Here is a 16,335-nt window from a genome sequence, read left to right as displayed (position 1 = left end):
CCTCGGCGATCGAGAGCCGGTGCGAGGGGCGCCCCTGCGAACCGGCCGCGGCGCCGGGACGGGCGTCCACCCGGATCAGCCCGAGCGCCTCCAGCTCGGCGGCGACCGCTCCGGCCGTGGCCCGGGTCACCCCAAGCTCGGCGGTGAGGACCGCGCGGGTCGGCGCGCGTCCGGTGTGCACGAGCTCCAGCGCGGGGCCGAGCGCGCCGCGCCCCCGGTCCAGCCGCGTCCTCGAGGTGGTCCCTTTCCCCGCCGGCCGGGGGTCCGCCTTCCCGCTCATGAGGGCGAGTCTCCCATGATCCGCACCCGGCGCCGACTGCGGCTCGTTCGCCCTCGGCGTGATGTCCGGCCGCCCGGCCCGCCCCAACTCCCCCGGTGCCGCGCCCGGATGCGCCTTCGGGACCTCGTGGTGGGCGGCCCGGCCCGCCGAGCGGGCCGGGGAAGGGTTCCACCGGGGCCCCGTCGGCAGGCGCCGAGCGGTTCGCGCGGTTCCCGGGCGTCCGGCCGGTCCGGCCCGTGCACCGCGCCGGACGCCACCTGCGCACGGGTACGGGGGGACGGCCCGGCGTCCACGTCCCCTCCTGCTCCTGCTCCTGCTCCTGCTCCTGCCCGACACGTCCTGAGCTGCGGCTCGGCTAGCCTGGTCGCACGATGAACGACCGTATGACGACTCCGTGGGGCGAGCCGGTGCTGGCCCGCTTCCCCGAGGACCCGCGCGAGAGGCTGCGCGCCTGGGACGCCGCCGACACGTACCTCCTGGGGCATCTCGCCGAGCGGCAGGTCCCGCTGTCCGGCACGGTCGTGGTCGTCGGGGACCGCTGGGGCGCGCTGGTCACGGCGCTCGCGGCGCACCGGCCGACGCAGATCACGGACTCGTGGCTCGGACAGGAGGCGACCCGCGCGAACCTGGCCCGCAACGGCGTCGAGCCGGGCACGGTCCGGCTGCTCACCACGCAGGACCCCCCGCCGGCCCGGGTGGACGTGCTGCTGGTGCGCGTGCCGAAGAGCCTGGCGCTGCTGGAGGACCAGTTGCTGCGGCTGGCCCCCGCGGTGCACGAGGGCACGGTCGTCGTCGGCACGGGCATGGTGAAGGAGATCCACACCTCGACGCTGAACCTCTTCGAGCGGATCCTCGGTCCGACCCGGGCCTCGCTCGCCGAGCGGAAGGCCCGGCTGATCTTCTGCACACCGGATCCCGCGCTGGAGCGTCCCGCCAATCCGTGGCCGTACCGCTACACCCTGCCCGACGGCATCGGCCCGGTCTCCCACCGGACCGTCGTCAACCACGCGGGCGTCTTCTGCGCCGACCGCCTCGACATCGGCACCCGGTTCTTCCTGCGGCACCTGCCCGCCGGCCGGAACGGCGGCCGGGTGGTGGACCTGGGCTGCGGCAACGGCGTGGTCGGTACGGCGGCGGCGCTGGCCGACCCGCGGGCCGAGGTGCTGTTCGTGGACGAGTCCTTCCAGGCGGTGGCGTCCGCCCGGGCCACCTACCGGGCCAACGACGTCCCCGGGCACGCCGAGTTCCGGGTCGGCGACGGCCTGGCGGGCGTACCGGCCGGCAGCGTCGACCTCGTGCTCAACAACCCGCCCTTCCACTCCCACCAGGCGACCACCGACGCCACGGCCTGGCGCATGTTCACCGGCGCCCGGCGCGCCCTGCGCCCGGGCGGTGAGCTGTGGGTGATCGGCAACCGGCACCTGGGGTACCACCTGAAGCTGCGCCGGCTGTTCGGGAACAGCGAAGTGGTCGCGTCCGACCCGAAGTTCGTGGTGCTGAAGGCCGTGAAGCGCTCGAAGCGCTAGAGGGTCGTTCGGATCAGGCCGGCTCGCGGACCGCTCGGGGGGCCGCGGGGGCCGGGCCGAGTGCCTCGATGATCGCCGCCACCGTCCGGACCATCGCCTCCCGGCCCACCGTCAGGTAGCCGCGGGAGTCGACCGCCTCGGGGTGGGCGGCGAGGAATTCCCTGATCGCACCGGTCATGGCGATGTTCAGGGCCGTGCCGACGTTGACCTTGGCGATGCCGCCCGTGACCGCCGCGGCGAGCTCCTCGTCCGGCAGGCCCGAGGAGCCGTGCAGGACGAGGGGGACGTCGAGGGCCGTGCTCAGGCGTTCGAGGAGGGCGCGGTCGAGGGCGGCCGTGCGGGTGGTCATGGCGTGGGTGGTGCCGACGGCGACGGCCAGCGCGTCCACGCCGGAGTCGGCGACGAAGGCACGGGCCTGGTCGGGGTCGGTGCGGGCGCCGGGGGCGTGGGCGTCCAGCGGGGGTTCTCCGTCCTTGCCGCCGATCTGCCCCAGCTCCGCCTCGATCCAGAGGCCGTGGGCGTGGGCCCAGTCGGCGGCGGCCCGGGTCGCGGCGAGGTTCTCGGCGTAGGGCAGCCGGGCCGCGTCGTACATCACGGAGCCGAAGCCGGCGTCCGGCGCCTGGCGCAGCAGGGCGTCGCTCCGTACGTGGTCGAGGTGCAGGGCGACGGGGACGGCGGCGCGTTCGGCGGCGGCGACGGCGGCGCGGGCGAGCGGCAGCAGGCGGCCGTAGCGGAACCTGACGGCGTTCTCGCTGACCTGCAGCACGACGGGGGCGTGCACCGCTTCCGCGCCGGCGATGACGGCCTCGACGTGTTCGAGGGTGATGACGTTGAACGAGGCGACCGCCGAGCGGTGCGCGGTGGCACGGGTGACGAGCTCACCGGTGGACGTGAGGGGCACGGCCTGTCCTTTCCGACGGGGTCAGGGCTCGAGGACGACCGAGCGGGTGAGGTGGCGGGGGCGGTCGGGGTCGAGGCCGCGGGCCGCGGCGACGGCGACCGCGAGGCGCTGGACCCGGACGAGTTCGGCGAGCGGGTCCAGGGTGCCCTCGATCCACAGTCCGCCGGTGTCCCGGACCTGCCGGGCCAGGCCGTCGGGGGCCGGTCCGAGCATCCAGGTCGCCGTTCCCCGTGTGGTGATGCTGATGGGACCGTGCCGGTATTCCATCGCCGGGTAGGCCTCCGTCCACGCCAGTGCGGCCTCGCGCATCTTCAGCCCGGCCTCGTGGGCCAGGCCGACGGTCCAGCCGCGGCCGAGGAAGGTGAACTGGGCGCAGTCCACGAGTCCTTCGGGCAGGGGTGCTTCGAGGGCCGTCCGCGCGTCCTCGACGACCGCTTCGGTGTGCAGGCCCAGGTGGGCGCGGAGCAGGGTGAGGGCGGTGGTCGCGAACCGGGTCTGGACGACGGAGCGTTCGTCCGCGTGGTCGAGGACGACCGGCTCGTCGGCCAGCGACATCACGGGGGCGGCCGGGTCGGCGGTGACCGCCGTGGTGCGGGTGGTGCCCTTCAACCGCCCGAGCAGGTCCAGGACTTCGGTGGTGGTACCGGAGCGGGACAGGGCGACGACCCGGTCGTAGGCGCGTCCGTGCGGGAACTCCGAGGCGGCGAAGGCGTCGGTCTCTCCCTGGCCCGCCGTCTCGCGCAGGGCCGCGATCGCCTGGGCCATGAAGTACGAGGTGCCGCAGCCGACGACCGCGACCCGCTCGCCGGGGGCCGGCAGCGCCGGGGCGTGCTCCGCGGCCTGCGCCGCGGCACGGCTCCAGCACTCGGGCTGGCTGGTGAGTTCGTCCTCGACATGGGTCATGTCGCACCCCCGGCGGCTCGATGATTGTTGTTGCAAGATAGAGCGATCTTTCGCGCAGAATCAAGCACATAGGGAGGAGAGGAGGGGTGCGTTAGGGTCGCCGGAGGACGGGGAACGGCCGGGAACGGGAGGGCGGATGTCGCGGGACGCCCGCTGGAAGACGCTGCTGGAGCTGCTCGTCGAGCGCGGCCGGCTGGACGTCGAGGAGGTGGCCGTCGAGCTGTCGGTGTCGGCGGCCACGATCCGGCGCGACTTCGACCAGCTCGCCGAGCAGCAGATGCTGGTGCGCACCCGGGGCGGCGCGGTCGTGCACGGGGTGTCGTACGAGCTGCCGCTGCGCTACAAGACGGCGCGCCGCGCTTCGGAGAAGCAGCGCATCGCGAAGGCGGTGGCGGACCTCGTCGCGCCGGGCGAGGCGGTCGGGCTGACCGGCGGTACGACCACCACGGAGGTGGCGCGGGCGCTGGCCGTGCGCGGCGATCTCGGCTCCGGCTCGCCCGCGCTGACCGTGGTGACGAACGCGCTCAACATCGCGAACGAGCTCGCGGTGCGGCCGCAGTTCAAGATCGTGGTGACCGGCGGGGTGGCGCGGGCCCAGTCGTACGAGCTCATCGGGCCGCTCGCGGACGGGGTGCTGGACCAGATCACCCTCGATGCGGCGGTGCTCGGCGTCGTCGCCTTCGACGTCGCGCACGGCGCCGCGGCCCACGACGAGGCGGAGGCCGCGATCAACCGGCTGCTGTGCGAGCGCGCCGAGCGGGTGATCGTGGCCGCCGACTCCAGCAAGCTCGGCCGGCGGGCGTTCGCCCGGATCTGCGCGACCGAGTCGGTGGGCACGCTGGTGACGGACGCGTCGGCGGACTCCGGGACGGTGCGCCGGTTCGAGGAGGCGGGGGTGCGGGTCGTCGTGGCCTGATCCGCCGCACCGTCTCCGGCGGCCGGCGGGGCGGGGGGTGCCTAAGCTGGCAGGGGGCGAGTGCGTCGGGCCGAGGAGGCTGCGATGAACGGTACGGCCGGGGAGCGGGGCGCGTCCGGGAAAGGGCGGTACGTGCCGATCGCCGACCACGGGCTGATCGGCGATCTGCGTACCGTGGCGCTCGTGGGGACCGACGGCACCATCGACTGGTACTGCTGTCCGGCCTTCGACGCGCCGAGCGTCTTCGCGGCGGTCCTCGACGCCGAGCGCGGCGGGTGCTTCGAGATGGCGGCGGCCGTGCCGGCGCGCACCAAACAGTTCTACTTCCCCGACACCAACGTCCTGATCACCCGGTTCTTCACCGAGGACGGCGTCGGCGAGGTGCAGGACTTCATGCCGGTCGTCGAGGAGACGGGCGCGGAGGGCCGGCACCGGCTGATCCGACGGGTGCTGTGCGTGCGCGGCTCCGTGCCGTTCCGGACGCGGGTGGCGCCGCGGTTCCACTACGGCACCCGGCCCCACACCGTGCGGATCACCGGTGACCTGGCGGTCTTCGACAGCGAGGGGATGTCGCTGGCCCTCACCGCGACCGTCCCCCTGGAGGGCGCGGGCCCGGACGTGCGGGCCGACTTCAAGCTGGCCGAGGGCGAGACGGCGGTGTTCGCGCTGGACCGGGTCGGCGGTGACGTGCCCCCGAGCCGGTGCCCGTGCGGCGAGGCGGAGGAGCAGTTCGGCGCGACGGTGCGGTACTGGCGGCACTGGCTGTCCTCCTCCCGCTACCGGGGCCGCTGGCGGGAGATGGTGCACCGCTCCGCCCTCACCCTGAAGCTGCTCACCTACGCGCCCACCGGGGCGATCGTGGCGGCGCCGACGACCAGCCTGCCCGAGGAGATCGGCGGGGAACGCAACTGGGACTACCGGTACGTGTGGGTGCGCGACGCGGCGTTCTGCGTGTACGCGCTGCTGCGGCTGGGCTTCACCGAGGAGGCCGAGGCGTTCATGGGGTTCGTCTCCCGGCACATCAGCCCGGGCCGCAAGACCCCCTCCGGCCCCCTGCAGATCATGTACGGCATCGACGGCCGCACCGACCTCCCGGAATCCGAACTCGGCCACCTGGAGGGGCACCAGGGCTCCGCGCCGGTACGCATCGGCAACGCCGCGGCCGACCAGCTGCAACTCGACATCTACGGGGCGCTGATCGACTCCGTCTACCTGTACGACAAGTGGGCCGAGCCCGTCTCCAGCGAGCAGTGGGACCACGTGTGCGCGCTGGTGGACTGGGTGTGCGCGCACTGGGACCAGCCCGACGAGGGGATCTGGGAGACCCGCGGCGGGCGGAAGAACTTCCTGTACTCGCGGCTGATGTGCTGGGTGGCGATCGAGCGGGCCATCCGCATGGCCAACCGGCGCGGCCTGCCCGCCGACCTGCCGCGCTGGCAGGCGATCCGCGACACCGTCTACCGGTGGATCATGAGCCGCGGCTGGTCCGAGGCACGCCGGGCCTTCGTGCAGCACGAGGGCGGGGACGTGCTGGACGCGGCGGTGCTGATGATGCCGCTGGCGAAGTTCATCGCCCCGACCGACCCGAAGTGGCTGTCCACCCTCGACTCGCTCACCGAGGACCTGGTGTCCGACTCGCTGGTCTACCGCTACGACCCGCAGACGAGCCCCGACGGGCTGCACGGCGACGAGGGGACGTTCTCCATCTGCTCGTTCTGGTACGTCGAGGCGCTGACCCGGGCCGGGCGGCTCGACGAGGCGTCCCTCGCCTTCGAGAAGATGCTCACGTACGCCAACCATCTGGGCCTGTACGCCGAGGAGATCAGCCGCAGCGGGGAGCAGCAGGGCAACTTCCCGCAGGCGTTCACGCATCTCTCCCTCATCAGCGCCGCGTTCATCCTCGACCGCGCCCTGGGCTGAGGCCCGCCCCGGGCCGGGGCTTCAGTGGCCCTCGGAGTGCTCCGGCGCGCCGCCGTCCGGTGTCCGTGCGCCCGTCTCCTCTCCGGCCCGGACCGTGAACGCCGCGGTGCGGACGACTCCCTCGTGCTTGAAGTCCAGGAACAGCCGGTAGGTGCCGCTGCTGGGTGCCGTGGCCGTGAACGTGACCGCCGGACCGGGCTCGGTCGTGCCGTCGCCGGGTTCGCCGTGGGGGTGGACGTGCAGGTGGGCGAGGTCTCCGGAGCGCAGGGCGACCAGGTGGCCGTAGGCGCCGAGGTGGGGCTGGAGGTCGGTGACCAGCTCGCCGTCGCGGGAGACGGTCAGGCGCAGTTCGTCCGACCGGCCCGGGCGCAGCGTTCCGGTCAGTTCGACCTCGTAGCCGTCGACGCGCGCGGTGCCGGCGGGGCGCGGCGGTTCCTGCGGGCGGTGGGCGCCGGAGACGGCGAGATCCGCGCCGAGGGTGAGGTTCCGCGCGCCCTTCTCCGCCGGGGTGAAGTCGGCGAAGACCCGGTAGCCGCCGGCCCGGGGCAGCTCGACGGGGGCGGTCCAGGTGCCGTCGGCGGCGCGGGTCGGGTGCAGGTGGCGGTAGGTGAGCAGATCGCGTGAGGCCACGATGAGGTGGAGTTCCTTGTCGTGCTCGCGGCGGTACTCGGTGACGGGCCGGCCCTCTTCGTCCCGGACGGTGAAGCGCAGGTCGGTGCGGTCCGCGGCGGTGACGTACGGGGTCTTCAGTTCGAGGGCGTAGCCGTCCTCGGAGATCCGGAGCCCGCCGACGGGGGCGGTCCCGTGCTCGGCGCGGCCGCCGTCCTCCTCGGCCGCCGACGGTGACGGAACGTGTGGCTCCTTGTGCGCGGGCGCCCGGTCCGCGACCACCGGGTCGATACCCCGACCGATGCCGTAGGCCGTGCCGAAGGTGGCGGCCAGGGCGGCCGCGAACGCGGTGATCCTCAGTCCGGTGTTCATGGCCGTCCCTCCTCGGGAACGGGGGCCTTCGACTCGCGCGAGCCGGTTTCCAGGCAGCTCACCATACCCCCTAGGGGTATCTAGTCAAGCCTTTCGCCCGCTTGCGTCACATACGAGGTGGGGGTATGTGACGTCGAGGGGCACGTGGTCCTGGTGGGCCGCGCACGGCTACCGGCCGCGTGGGCCATGGACCTGCCGGCCGGCCTGGCGCGCGCCAAGACCGACGCCGAGGCCACGGGCCGCACCGCAGGACGCTGGGCACCATCCGGTCCGACCTGTTCTGGGCCTTCGCCCACAACGTCGCCGCCCTGCCGCCGGCCGCGGCCGGACTGCTCAACCCGATGATCGCCGGAGCCGCCATGGCGTTCTCCTCCGTCTTCGTCGTCGGCAACTCCCTGCGCCTGCGCACCTTCAAGGCCGCCTGATCCCGGGGGGAGCCGGTCCGGTGCCGGGGCGGGCGGCGCCCCCGTGTGGAGCGTGCGTACCGTGGGCACCTGGTGATTCCCGCCCCATGGTGCGGGAATCACCAGGCCCGGGCCCCCTCCCGGAGCCTGCTCCACGACGCCACCGCGGGAGAGACGAGATGAGCGAGCCGACCAGCACCGACCAGGACGTCACCCGTCCGCTCACGACGCCCGTACCGCCCGCCGACGGACTGCGCAGGGTCGCCTCGGCCGTCTTCGGCGACCTCAGGGCCATCGACGGCGCCCTGTACGCGGCGGTGGCCGCCACGCCCACGCCGACCCTCGACCGGGCGCTGCGCCGGCTCTCCCACGCGGCCGACCACTCCAAGATCTCGTTCGCCATCGCCGGAGCCCTCGCCCTGGGCGGACCGCGGCCGCGCCGGGCGGCGCTCGCCGGCGTCGGGGCCATCGCCGTGGCCTCGGCGTCGGCCAACCTGCTGGGCAAGCGCCTGGTCCGCCGGGCCCGGCCGGACCGGGAGGCGGCCCGGGTGACCGTGGACCGGCACGTGCCGATGCCGACGTCGGCGTCCTTCCCGTCCGGGCACACCGCCTCGGCCGTCGCCTTCGCCACCGCCGTCGGGACGGTGCTGCCCGCCGCGTCGGTCCCGCTGGGCGCGCTGGCGGGCGCGGTCGGCTACTCCCGTGTGCACACGGGAGTGCACTACCCCGGTGACGTGGCCGCCGGCGCGGTCCTGGGCATCGCCAGCGCCGCCACCGCCCTCGCCCTGGCGGCGGCCCGCCTCCCGGCCTCCTACGGCGGATCCGGCAGGGCCTTGTGGGGCCGACTGCGGTGACCGGCGGGCCCGCAGCCCGCGGACGGTGCGGGCGGGCCGTGTGACGGCCGGAGGTCACTCACCGCCGTACGGCACCGTGACTCCCGGCAGCGCGTACTCGTCCCGCCGTCCGCACATGCCGAAACCGCCGAGGCGGCTGGGCTCGGCCCGGTGCGCCGCCGCCTCGCCGAGGTGGGTGAGATCGCCGTCGGCCAGCGCGTCCAACTGGGCGCCCGTGCGCTCGGCGGCGGCCAGCGCGCCGGCCCGCCACAACTCCCGCCACCGCGGCACCCGGTCGCGCACCAGCCGCGCGGCGGCGCGCTGGAACTGCCGGTACGGTCCGCCGTCCCCGGCGACCAGCGCCGCGCGCAGGGGGAGGTAGCCCTCGACGGCGAGGTCCCGGCGGCGCCGCGCGGCCGCCTCCGTCTCCGGTCCGGTGCCGGGCGGGAGCGTCGCGGCGGCGGCGTAGCGGCCGGGGTCGGCCAGCACCTCGGGCGGGAAGGTGAACACAGCGTCCCCGGCCTCGGGCAGGCCGCTGTTCTGCATCAGCACGGTGATCCGCAGGCCGTCGCCCTGCACCATCCGGTGCACCGTGCCGGGCGTGAACCAGGCGACCGTGCCCGGCCGCAGCGGGACGTCCCGGTGGCCGTCGGGGCTCAGCGTCTGCACGGCGCCGTGGCCGCCGGTGACGACGTACGCCTCCGTGCACACCAGGTGCAGGTGCGGACTGCCGCCGCACACCCCGTCGGCGGCCTCCCAGTCGTAGGGGCTCAGGTGCGACAGCCCGACCGCGCCGGGCAGCGGGGCGTCGGACGCGGGCCCGTTCACCACGGCACGCCCTCCAGATGGGCACTCACCCGGTCCCGGTCCCAGGCGCCGTCCGCCACCACGATCCGGTAGCGGTAGGCGAAGGAGTCGCCCGGCGGCAGCGCGAACTCCTCGAAGAACGCCCAGGAGAACGCGACCGACGGGATCGGCTCCGCCCGGACGAACCAGTGCGACGCGTGGACGGCGCTCCGTTCGTCGAGGTTCTCCGGCGCGTGCGCGAAGACGAGCGTGGAGTGGCCGTCGTGCTCGTCGTGTTCGGCGGTGAAGGCGAGCCACGGGCTCTGCGTGCCCATGAGCCGTGCGGCGTCCGCGTCGGAGTCCGGGGCGAGGACCCTGCCGCCGGTGAAGTCGCGCGGCCCGCGCCACTGGAGCCCGGTGTAGCCGGCCATCTCCCGGCCGGCGGTGGTCGGGGAGCCGAACTTCAGTGGTGTGTCACGGAGGTTGGTGAGCCGGATCGACCAGTCCAGCACCCAGGCGCCGGCCTCCTCGTCGACCGAGTGGACGCTCAGGCCCCGCTCCTCCCGGGCCCACTCGGCGCCGCCGTGCGCGACCCAGGTGAGGTCCTCGGTGCAGTCGAAGCGGTCCTCCCCCGCCTCGAACGCGGAGAAGCCCTCGTGCCGCATGGAGCCGACGCGTTCGGGCAGCGGGAGGTACCCCCGGCCGTGCACGTAGGAGTTGCCGCCCCAGAAGTTCTGCCCGGACAGGTGACTGGCCGTCATCTGCAGCCCCTTGTGCCAGCGGTGGTCGTTCGGGCGGTACCCGGTCACCGTGCGGCCGGCCAGGGTGCGCACCGGATGGGCGTACGGCTTGCGGGACTCGAACGGTTCGGGGTCGGGGCGGTAGACGTAGCGCAGGATCTCCGTGCCGCCCGCGGCCGTGACGGTGACGGCCTCGCCGTGGGTGTGGACGACGCGGACGCTCATGCCCGCTCCCCGGGTGCCCAGTCGGGGTGGCCGCCGTGCATGGCCGCGTGGAAGGGATCGCCGGGGACGATCTCACCGGCCCGCACCGGCCGGCCGGTGAACGCCGCCTTGTACAGGGCGGCGGCGAACTCGAGGGTGCCGCGGGCCTGCCGGCCGCTGCCCGGGGGTCTCGCGCCGGCGTCGTAGGCGTCGAGGAGGGCGCCCAGCTGGGCCGTGTGCGAGCTCGGGACGTCGTGCGCCGGGGTGCGCCAGGCGGCGGCGCGCCCGGCGGGGACGTGCGGGGCCGGGGTGTAGGACCAGTCGTCGTTGCCGTGCCCGTAGAGGTGGGTGAGTTCGACCGTCGCGTCGGCGCAGTCGACGCGGATGCGGCTCACCTCGTCCGGTGAGAGCACGCTGTTGACGACCGTCGCCAACGCGCCGTTGGCGAAGCGCACCAGGGCGGTGGAGACGTCCTCGCTCTCGGTGTCGTGGACCAGGCGTGCCGCCATCGCCCGTACCTCGGCCCACTCGCCGAGCAGGTGCAGCAGCAGGTCGTACTGGTGGATCCCGTGCCCCATCGTCGGCCCGCCGCCCTCGGTGGCCCACCGTCCGCGCCAGGGCGCGGCGTAGTAGGCGGCGTCCCGGTGCCAGGTGGTCTGGCAGTGCGCGACCAGCGGGGCACCCAGCTCGCCGCTCGCGATCAGTTCACGGGCGTGCACGGCGCCGGAGCCGTAGCGGTGCTGGAAGACCACGGACGCGTACGCCCCCGACGCCTCCTCGGCGGCCGCGATCTCGTCGTACTCGGCGAGCGACAGGCACAGCGGCTTCTCGCACAGCACCCAGGCGCCCGCCTTGAGCGCGGCCACCGTCTGCTCCCGGTGCAGCGACGGCGGTGTCCCGATCAGCACCAGGTCCGGGCGCACGGCGTCCAGCATCGCGCTCACCGAGGCGAAGGCGGCGACGCCCTCCCCGGCCGCGGCACGGAAGGCGTCGAGCCGTTCCCGGTCCACGTCGACGGCCGCCACCAGCTCGGTGCGGTCGGCGTGGGCGCGCAGCGCGGGCAGATGACCGCCGCCGACGACGGCGCCGGTGCCGACGACGGCGACGCGGCGGCGGACGGGGGACAAGGACATGCGGCGCTCCTCTGGCCGTCGGCGGGCACGGTACGGAAAGCGTGATCGGAAGGCATGAGTGGAAAGCGCGACGGGAAAGCGCTTTCTCCAGTCCGTCGACCCTAGGGCCGGGACACCGGCCGGGACAACCCCGCGGGGCCCGCACGACCTCCGCGCGGGCGCATCCGGGCCGCATTCCGGCGGCGGGCGGGAGGCGACGGCGGAGCGAGCCACCTTCACCCCAAGTCTTGACGCGTCAATGTCAATGATGGCTTGATGTCCTCATGGGAGCGCTCCCACCTCACTCAGGGAAGGGAACACCATGCGCGGCCTCCGTTTTCTGCACTTGCGCACGCTCGCGGTTCGCGGCCTGCTGGCCACCCTGCTCCTGCTGCCCCTCGGCCCGGTCTTCGCGCCGGGTGCGGCGGCCGCGCCGAGCGCCGAACCGAGCGCCACCCCGGTGCGCGTCATGCCGCTGGGCGACTCGATCACCGGTTCACCGGGCTGCTGGCGGGCGGTGCTGTGGAACCGCTTGCTGAACGCCGGCCACACGGACATCGATTTCGTCGGCACCCTGCGCGAGCAGGGCTGCGCCCTGGCGCACGACGGCGACAACGAGGGTCACGGCGGCGAACTGGTCACCCGCGTGGCGGACCAGGACCTGCTGCCCGGACGGCTGGCGGCGACCCGACCCGACATCGTTGTCATGCACTTCGGCACGAACGACGTCTGGAGCAGCGTCTCCCCCGACCGCATCCTTGCCGCCTACACGAAGCTCGTGACGCAGATGCGGGCCGCCAACCCGGACATGCGCGTCCTCGTCGCCCAGCTCATCCCCCTGAACCCCGCCGGCTGCGGCGCCTGCGCCCAGCGCGTCACCGACCTCAACGCCCGGATCCCCGCGTGGGCCGAGACGACGAGCACCGGCCGCTCCCCCGTGACCGTGGTCGACCAGTGGAGGGGGTTCGACACGGCCACCGACACCTACGACGGCGTGCACCCCAACGCCGCCGGCGACGAGAAGATCGCCGCGCGCTGGTTCCCCGCCCTGTCCGCCCTCCTGGAGGAAGGCGTCCCGGGCGGCCCCGGCGACCCGGGGGACGGCGACCCCGTCTGCACCGCGTCCTTCCGGACCGTCGCCGCGTGGCAGGGCGGCTACCAGGCCGAGGTGACGGTGCGCAACGCCTCCGCGGCCCCCGTGTCGGGCTGGACGGTGACGGTCGCACCGACGGACGGCGCCCGCCTCACCCAGGTCTGGAACGGCACCCTCACCACGGCCGCCGACGGTACGACGAAGGTCACCAACGCGAGCTGGAACGGCGCCCTCGCCCCCGGCGCGAGCACCGCCTTCGGCCTCGTCGCCACGGCCCCCGCGGAGTCCGCCACCCCCGGGGCGAACGTCGGCTGCACGGCCACGCCCTGACACCCCGACACACGGCACGGAGCGACACCACCCCACCCATCACTCCCTTGGAGCCGCCATGAGACCCGCTGTCCTCCGCACCGCCCCACGAGCGGCCGGCCTCCTCGCCGCCCTCCTGGGTCTCCTCCTCCCGCTCCTCGCCCTCGGCACCCCGGCCCACGCGGCGCCCACCGGCTTCCGCGTCGAGAACGGCCGGCTGCTGGAGGCGTCCGGGAACGACTTCGTGATGCGCGGTGTCAACCACGCGCACACCTGGTACCCCGACCGGATCGACGCGCTGGCGCACATCAAGGCCAAGGGCGCCAACACCGTGCGCGTCGTCCTCTCCAGCGGCGACCGCTGGACCCGCAACGACGCCTCCGACGTGGCGAACGTCGTCGCGCGGTGCAAGCAGAACCGGCTGATCTGCGTCCTGGAGGTGCACGACACCACCGGCTACGGCGAGCAGAGCGGAGCGGTCACCCTCTCCCGCGCCGCCGACTACTGGATCAGCGTGCAGAGCGCCCTGACCGGCCAGGAGAACCACGTCATCGTCAACATCGGCAACGAGCCCCACGGCAACAGCGGGTACGCCAACTGGACGGCCGACACCAGGGCGGCGATCCAGAAGCTGCGCGCCGCCGGGTTCGACCACACGCTGATGGTCGACGCCCCCAACTGGGGCCAGGACTGGGCGTTCACCATGCGCGACAACGCCGCCTCGGTCTTCGCCGCCGACCCGGACGCCAACACCGTCTTCTCCATCCACATGTACGGCGTCTTCGACACCGCCGCCGGGATCAGCGACTACCTGGGCCGCTTCGTGGCCGCGAAACTCCCCATCGTGATCGGCGAGTTCGGCCACGACCACTCCGACGGCAACCCCGACGAGGACACCATCCTGGCCGTCGCCCAGCAGCTCCGCCTCGGCTACCTCGGCTGGTCCTGGAGCGGCAACGGCGGCGGCGTCGAGTACCTGGACATGGTCACGGGCTTCGACCCGGACCGGCTGACCGCCTGGGGGCAGCGCCTGTTCAACGGCGCCAACGGCATCGCCGCCACCGCCGAGGAGGCCGAGATCTACTCCTCCGGTTCCGGGGGCGACACCACGGCCCCGACCGCTCCCGGTGCCCCGGCCGCCTCGGCGGTGACCTCCTCGTCGGCCACCCTCACCTGGGGCGCCGCCACCGACGCGAACGGTGTCACGGGCTACGACGTCGTGCGGATCAGCGGTGGCGCGGAGACCGTCGTCACCACGACGGCCGGCACCTCCGCCACCGTCACCGGACTCGCCCCGGCCACGTCCTACACCTTCGCCGTCTACGCGCGGGACGCCGCCGGCAACCGCTCGCAGCGCTCCGCCACGGTGACCGTCACCACCTCCCCCGGCGGGACGGCGGGCGCCTGCGCGGTCGGTTACCGGGTGACGGGCGAGTGGCCCGGCGGCTTCCAGGGCGAGATCACCGTCCGCAACACCGGCGGCTCGGCGGTGAACGGCTGGACGCTGCGCTGGACCTTCCCCGGTGGCCAGCGGATCACCAACCTGTGGGGAGGCACCCCGACGCAGAACGGCGCCGAGGTGGGCGTGACCGCCGCCCCGTACACCGCGACGATCCCCGCGTCCGGTTCCGTCACCCTCGGCTTCACGGCCTCCCGGTCCGGAGCCAACCCCAGCCCCACGGCGTTCAGCCTGAACGGCGTCTCCTGTTCCGTGGCCTGACAGCGCACTGCCCGGAAGGGGCCATCCCCTTCCGGGCAGTTGTCCGTCGTCCGCCTCAGACCAGGCGGCCGAAGACCACTAGGTTCTCGGTGTAGTCCTTGGCGGCACGGTCGTAGTCCCCCGCGCAGGTGATGAGTCGGACCTCGGCCCTGGGGACGTCGGCGTACACGCGCTCGTCGGGGAAGTTCTTCTTCTCGAACGACTCCGTGTCGTACACCTCGAACGTCGCCTTGCTCCCGTCGGCCCGCACCACCCGGAACCGGTCGCCCTCCTCCAGCTCGCTGAGCCGTGCGAACACGGCCGGGGACGTCGCCGTGTCCACGTGCCCGGCGATGATCGCCGTACCCGACTCCCCCGGGGAGGCGCCCTTGGCGAACCAGCCGACCAGATTGGTGTTGTGCGGCGGTGGGGCGTCGAGCTGCCCGCCCTTGCCGATGGCGAGATCGGTGAAGGGCGCGTCGACGCCGATCTCGGGGATGAGCAGCCGGGTCGGCTCGGACCGCGGGAGGTGCTTGCCGGACGACTCGCCCGCGGACGGCTCGCCCCCGGCCGGCTTGCTCGCGGCCGGACCGGAGGCGGTGGAGACCGCGGGCGGAGCATGCGGCACACGGGCGTCGTCGGGAGGAGCCTCCCCTCCGCCGAACAGCGTCATGGCCAGCACCAGGCCGGCCCCGCTCCAGAAGACCGCTGTCATGGCGGCGCGCAGTCTTCGCCTCGTCGGCGTCGGCTCGGTTCCGACCGGCTCGGTTTCGCAGGGGGATGGGGGACTGGCTGCCATCGGGGGGACCACCTCACTCGGACGCGGCAGCGGACACTACGGGCTCAGGCAGCGAGCGGGGCCGCCATGACGCGCCACGCGCGTAGGGCGGCCCCGTCCGCTATCACGCCACACATGGCTCAGGCCACGTTTCCGGAGGCCTTCTTACGCCGCAGCGCGTACGCGCCGGTGCCGAGAACCGCCAGCGCGGCCAGACCGCCCGCGGTGACACCCGGCTCGGAGAGTGCACCGCCGCCGGCGTGCACGCCACCGCGCGGCTTGTCGTAGTCGTCCTCCTTCTTGTACTTGCTGTCCCAGGAGTCCTCGCCGTGCGAGTCACCCTTGTCCTTGTAGCTCTCGTGGTCGTACTTCGAGTCCTTGGAGCTGCCCCAGTCCTCGTCGTTCAGGGCAGCCAGGGCCCCACCGCCGGTGTGCACGCCACCGCTCGGCTTGTCGTAGTCGTCGTCCTTGTAGTCGTCGTCCTTGTCGTCCTTGCCGTACCCGTTGTCCTTGTCGTCCTTGTCGTCCTTGTCGTACCCGTTGTCCTTGTACTCGTCGTCCTTGTCGTACCCGTTGTCCTTGTACTCGTCGTCCTTGTCGTGCTTGTCGCCCTTGTCGTGCCCCTTGTCCTTGTACTCGTCGTGCTTGTCGCCCTTGTCGTGCCCGTTGTACCCGTCGTGCTTGTCGCCCTTGTCGTGCCCGTTGTACTTGTCGTGCTTGTCGTCCTTGTAGTCGTCGCCCTTGTCGTGCTTGCCCTCCTTGTCGTACTTGTCGTCCTTGTACTCGTCCTTCTTGCGCTCGTCGTCCTTGCCGTGCTCGTCGTCGTTGCCGTACTCGTTCGCGACGGTCAGAGCCCCACCGCCGGTGTGCACGCCACCGCTCGGCTTGTCGTAGTCGTCGTCCTTGTCGTCCTTGTCGTCCTTGTCGTCCTTGTCGTACCCGTTGTCCTT

General features: G+C 73.5%; 13 protein-coding genes and 3 pseudogenes. 7 read left to right on the top strand and 9 right to left on the bottom strand.

What is annotated here, in order from left to right; translation table 11 throughout:
• Window positions 1–280: pseudogene (locus B7L92_RS25295) on the bottom strand (ROK family protein); the annotation flags it as partial.
• A gap of 383 nt (window positions 281–663) precedes the next feature.
• On the opposite strand from B7L92_RS25295, the gene B7L92_RS25290 reads away from it, so the two are divergent.
• Window positions 664–1,806, top strand: coding sequence for a methyltransferase (locus B7L92_RS25290; RefSeq protein WP_081239718.1), 1,143 nt, complete (start codon window positions 664–666; stop codon window positions 1,804–1,806).
• Between the two features lie 13 nt (window positions 1,807–1,819).
• Here the strand turns inward: B7L92_RS25290 and B7L92_RS25285 are convergent, their stop codons facing one another.
• Both B7L92_RS25285 and B7L92_RS25280 read right to left on the bottom strand, forming a co-directional pair.
• Entirely contained in the window at window positions 1,820–2,707 is an 888-nt protein-coding gene (locus B7L92_RS25285) for a class II fructose-bisphosphate aldolase (RefSeq protein ID WP_081239717.1), read from the bottom strand.
• A gap of 21 nt (window positions 2,708–2,728) precedes the next feature.
• Window positions 2,729–3,610 carry an SIS domain-containing protein gene (locus B7L92_RS25280; protein ID WP_081239716.1) on the bottom strand — a complete coding sequence of 294 codons (882 nt, stop codon included), beginning with the start codon at window positions 3,608–3,610 and terminating at the stop codon, window positions 2,729–2,731.
• 136 nt (window positions 3,611–3,746) lie between these two features.
• Here B7L92_RS25280 and B7L92_RS25275 point away from each other — a divergent pair, with 136 nt between their 5' ends.
• Together B7L92_RS25275 and B7L92_RS25270 are read left to right on the top strand one after the other, a co-directional pair.
• Window positions 3,747–4,526: a DeoR/GlpR family DNA-binding transcription regulator gene (locus B7L92_RS25275; protein ID WP_081239715.1), complete on the top strand. Its 780-nt coding sequence runs from the start codon at window positions 3,747–3,749 to the stop codon at window positions 4,524–4,526.
• An 84-nt stretch (window positions 4,527–4,610) separates the two neighbouring features.
• The gene (locus B7L92_RS25270; RefSeq protein ID WP_081239714.1) at window positions 4,611–6,446 is read left to right on the top strand and encodes a glycoside hydrolase family 15 protein; all 1,836 of its coding nucleotides are present in this window, start codon (window positions 4,611–4,613) and stop codon (window positions 6,444–6,446) included.
• Between the two features lie 21 nt (window positions 6,447–6,467).
• Here the strand turns inward: B7L92_RS25270 and B7L92_RS25265 are convergent, their stop codons facing one another.
• Complete coding sequence (locus tag B7L92_RS25265) at window positions 6,468–7,427, bottom strand: DUF8832 domain-containing protein (RefSeq protein WP_081239713.1); 960 nt, start codon at window positions 7,425–7,427, stop codon at window positions 6,468–6,470.
• A 245-nt stretch (window positions 7,428–7,672) separates the two neighbouring features.
• On the opposite strand from B7L92_RS25265, the pseudogene B7L92_RS25260 reads away from it, so the two are divergent.
• Together B7L92_RS25260 and B7L92_RS25255 are read left to right on the top strand one after the other, a co-directional pair.
• A pseudogene (locus tag B7L92_RS25260) lies at window positions 7,673–7,852 on the top strand (hypothetical protein); the annotation flags it as partial.
• A gap of 158 nt (window positions 7,853–8,010) precedes the next feature.
• Window positions 8,011–8,685: a phosphatase PAP2 family protein gene (locus B7L92_RS25255; protein WP_081239712.1), complete on the top strand. Its 675-nt coding sequence runs from the start codon at window positions 8,011–8,013 to the stop codon at window positions 8,683–8,685.
• Between the two features lie 54 nt (window positions 8,686–8,739).
• On the opposite strand, the gene B7L92_RS25250 is transcribed toward B7L92_RS25255, so the two are convergent.
• Genes B7L92_RS25250 through B7L92_RS25240 form a run of 3 tightly spaced genes read right to left on the bottom strand, consistent with a single transcriptional unit; the run spans window position 8,740 to window position 11,527 of the window.
• On the bottom strand, window positions 8,740–9,495 hold the full coding sequence (locus B7L92_RS25250) for a cupin domain-containing protein (RefSeq protein WP_081239711.1): 756 nt from the start codon (window positions 9,493–9,495) through the stop codon (window positions 8,740–8,742).
• Window positions 9,489–10,415 (bottom strand): DUF6807 domain-containing protein, encoded by a 927-nt coding sequence (locus B7L92_RS25245; protein ID WP_081239710.1) that lies wholly within the window; start codon window positions 10,413–10,415, stop codon window positions 9,489–9,491. The genes B7L92_RS25250 and B7L92_RS25245 overlap by 7 nt, the downstream gene beginning before the upstream one ends.
• On the bottom strand, window positions 10,412–11,527 hold the full coding sequence (locus tag B7L92_RS25240) for a Gfo/Idh/MocA family protein (RefSeq protein ID WP_081239709.1): 1,116 nt from the start codon (window positions 11,525–11,527) through the stop codon (window positions 10,412–10,414). The genes B7L92_RS25245 and B7L92_RS25240 overlap by 4 nt, the downstream gene beginning before the upstream one ends.
• Window positions 11,528–11,828: 301 nt before the next feature.
• On the opposite strand from B7L92_RS25240, the gene B7L92_RS25235 reads away from it, so the two are divergent.
• Both B7L92_RS25235 and B7L92_RS25230 read left to right on the top strand, forming a co-directional pair.
• The gene (locus tag B7L92_RS25235) at window positions 11,829–12,929 is read left to right on the top strand and encodes a GDSL-type esterase/lipase family protein (RefSeq protein ID WP_081239708.1); all 1,101 of its coding nucleotides are present in this window, start codon (window positions 11,829–11,831) and stop codon (window positions 12,927–12,929) included.
• 58 nt (window positions 12,930–12,987) lie between these two features.
• Entirely contained in the window at window positions 12,988–14,628 is a 1,641-nt protein-coding gene (locus B7L92_RS25230) for a cellulase family glycosylhydrolase (RefSeq protein WP_081239707.1), read from the top strand.
• Between the two features lie 55 nt (window positions 14,629–14,683).
• Here B7L92_RS25230 and B7L92_RS25225 read toward each other — a convergent pair whose 3' ends face one another.
• Both B7L92_RS25225 and B7L92_RS25220 read right to left on the bottom strand, forming a co-directional pair.
• Window positions 14,684–15,406, bottom strand: coding sequence for a class F sortase (locus B7L92_RS25225; RefSeq protein WP_497591378.1), 723 nt, complete (start codon window positions 15,404–15,406; stop codon window positions 14,684–14,686).
• 119 nt (window positions 15,407–15,525) lie between these two features.
• Window positions 15,526–16,335 (bottom strand): annotated as a pseudogene (locus B7L92_RS25220) (DNA primase); the annotation flags it as partial.

Origin of the sequence: Streptomyces viridosporus, assembly GCF_002078235.1 — a bacterium.
GTDB lineage: Bacteria > Actinomycetota > Actinomycetes > Streptomycetales > Streptomycetaceae > Streptomyces > Streptomyces viridosporus.
The sequence above is the reverse complement of the archived record's forward strand: the minus strand, read 5'-3'. Positions and strand labels throughout refer to the sequence as shown.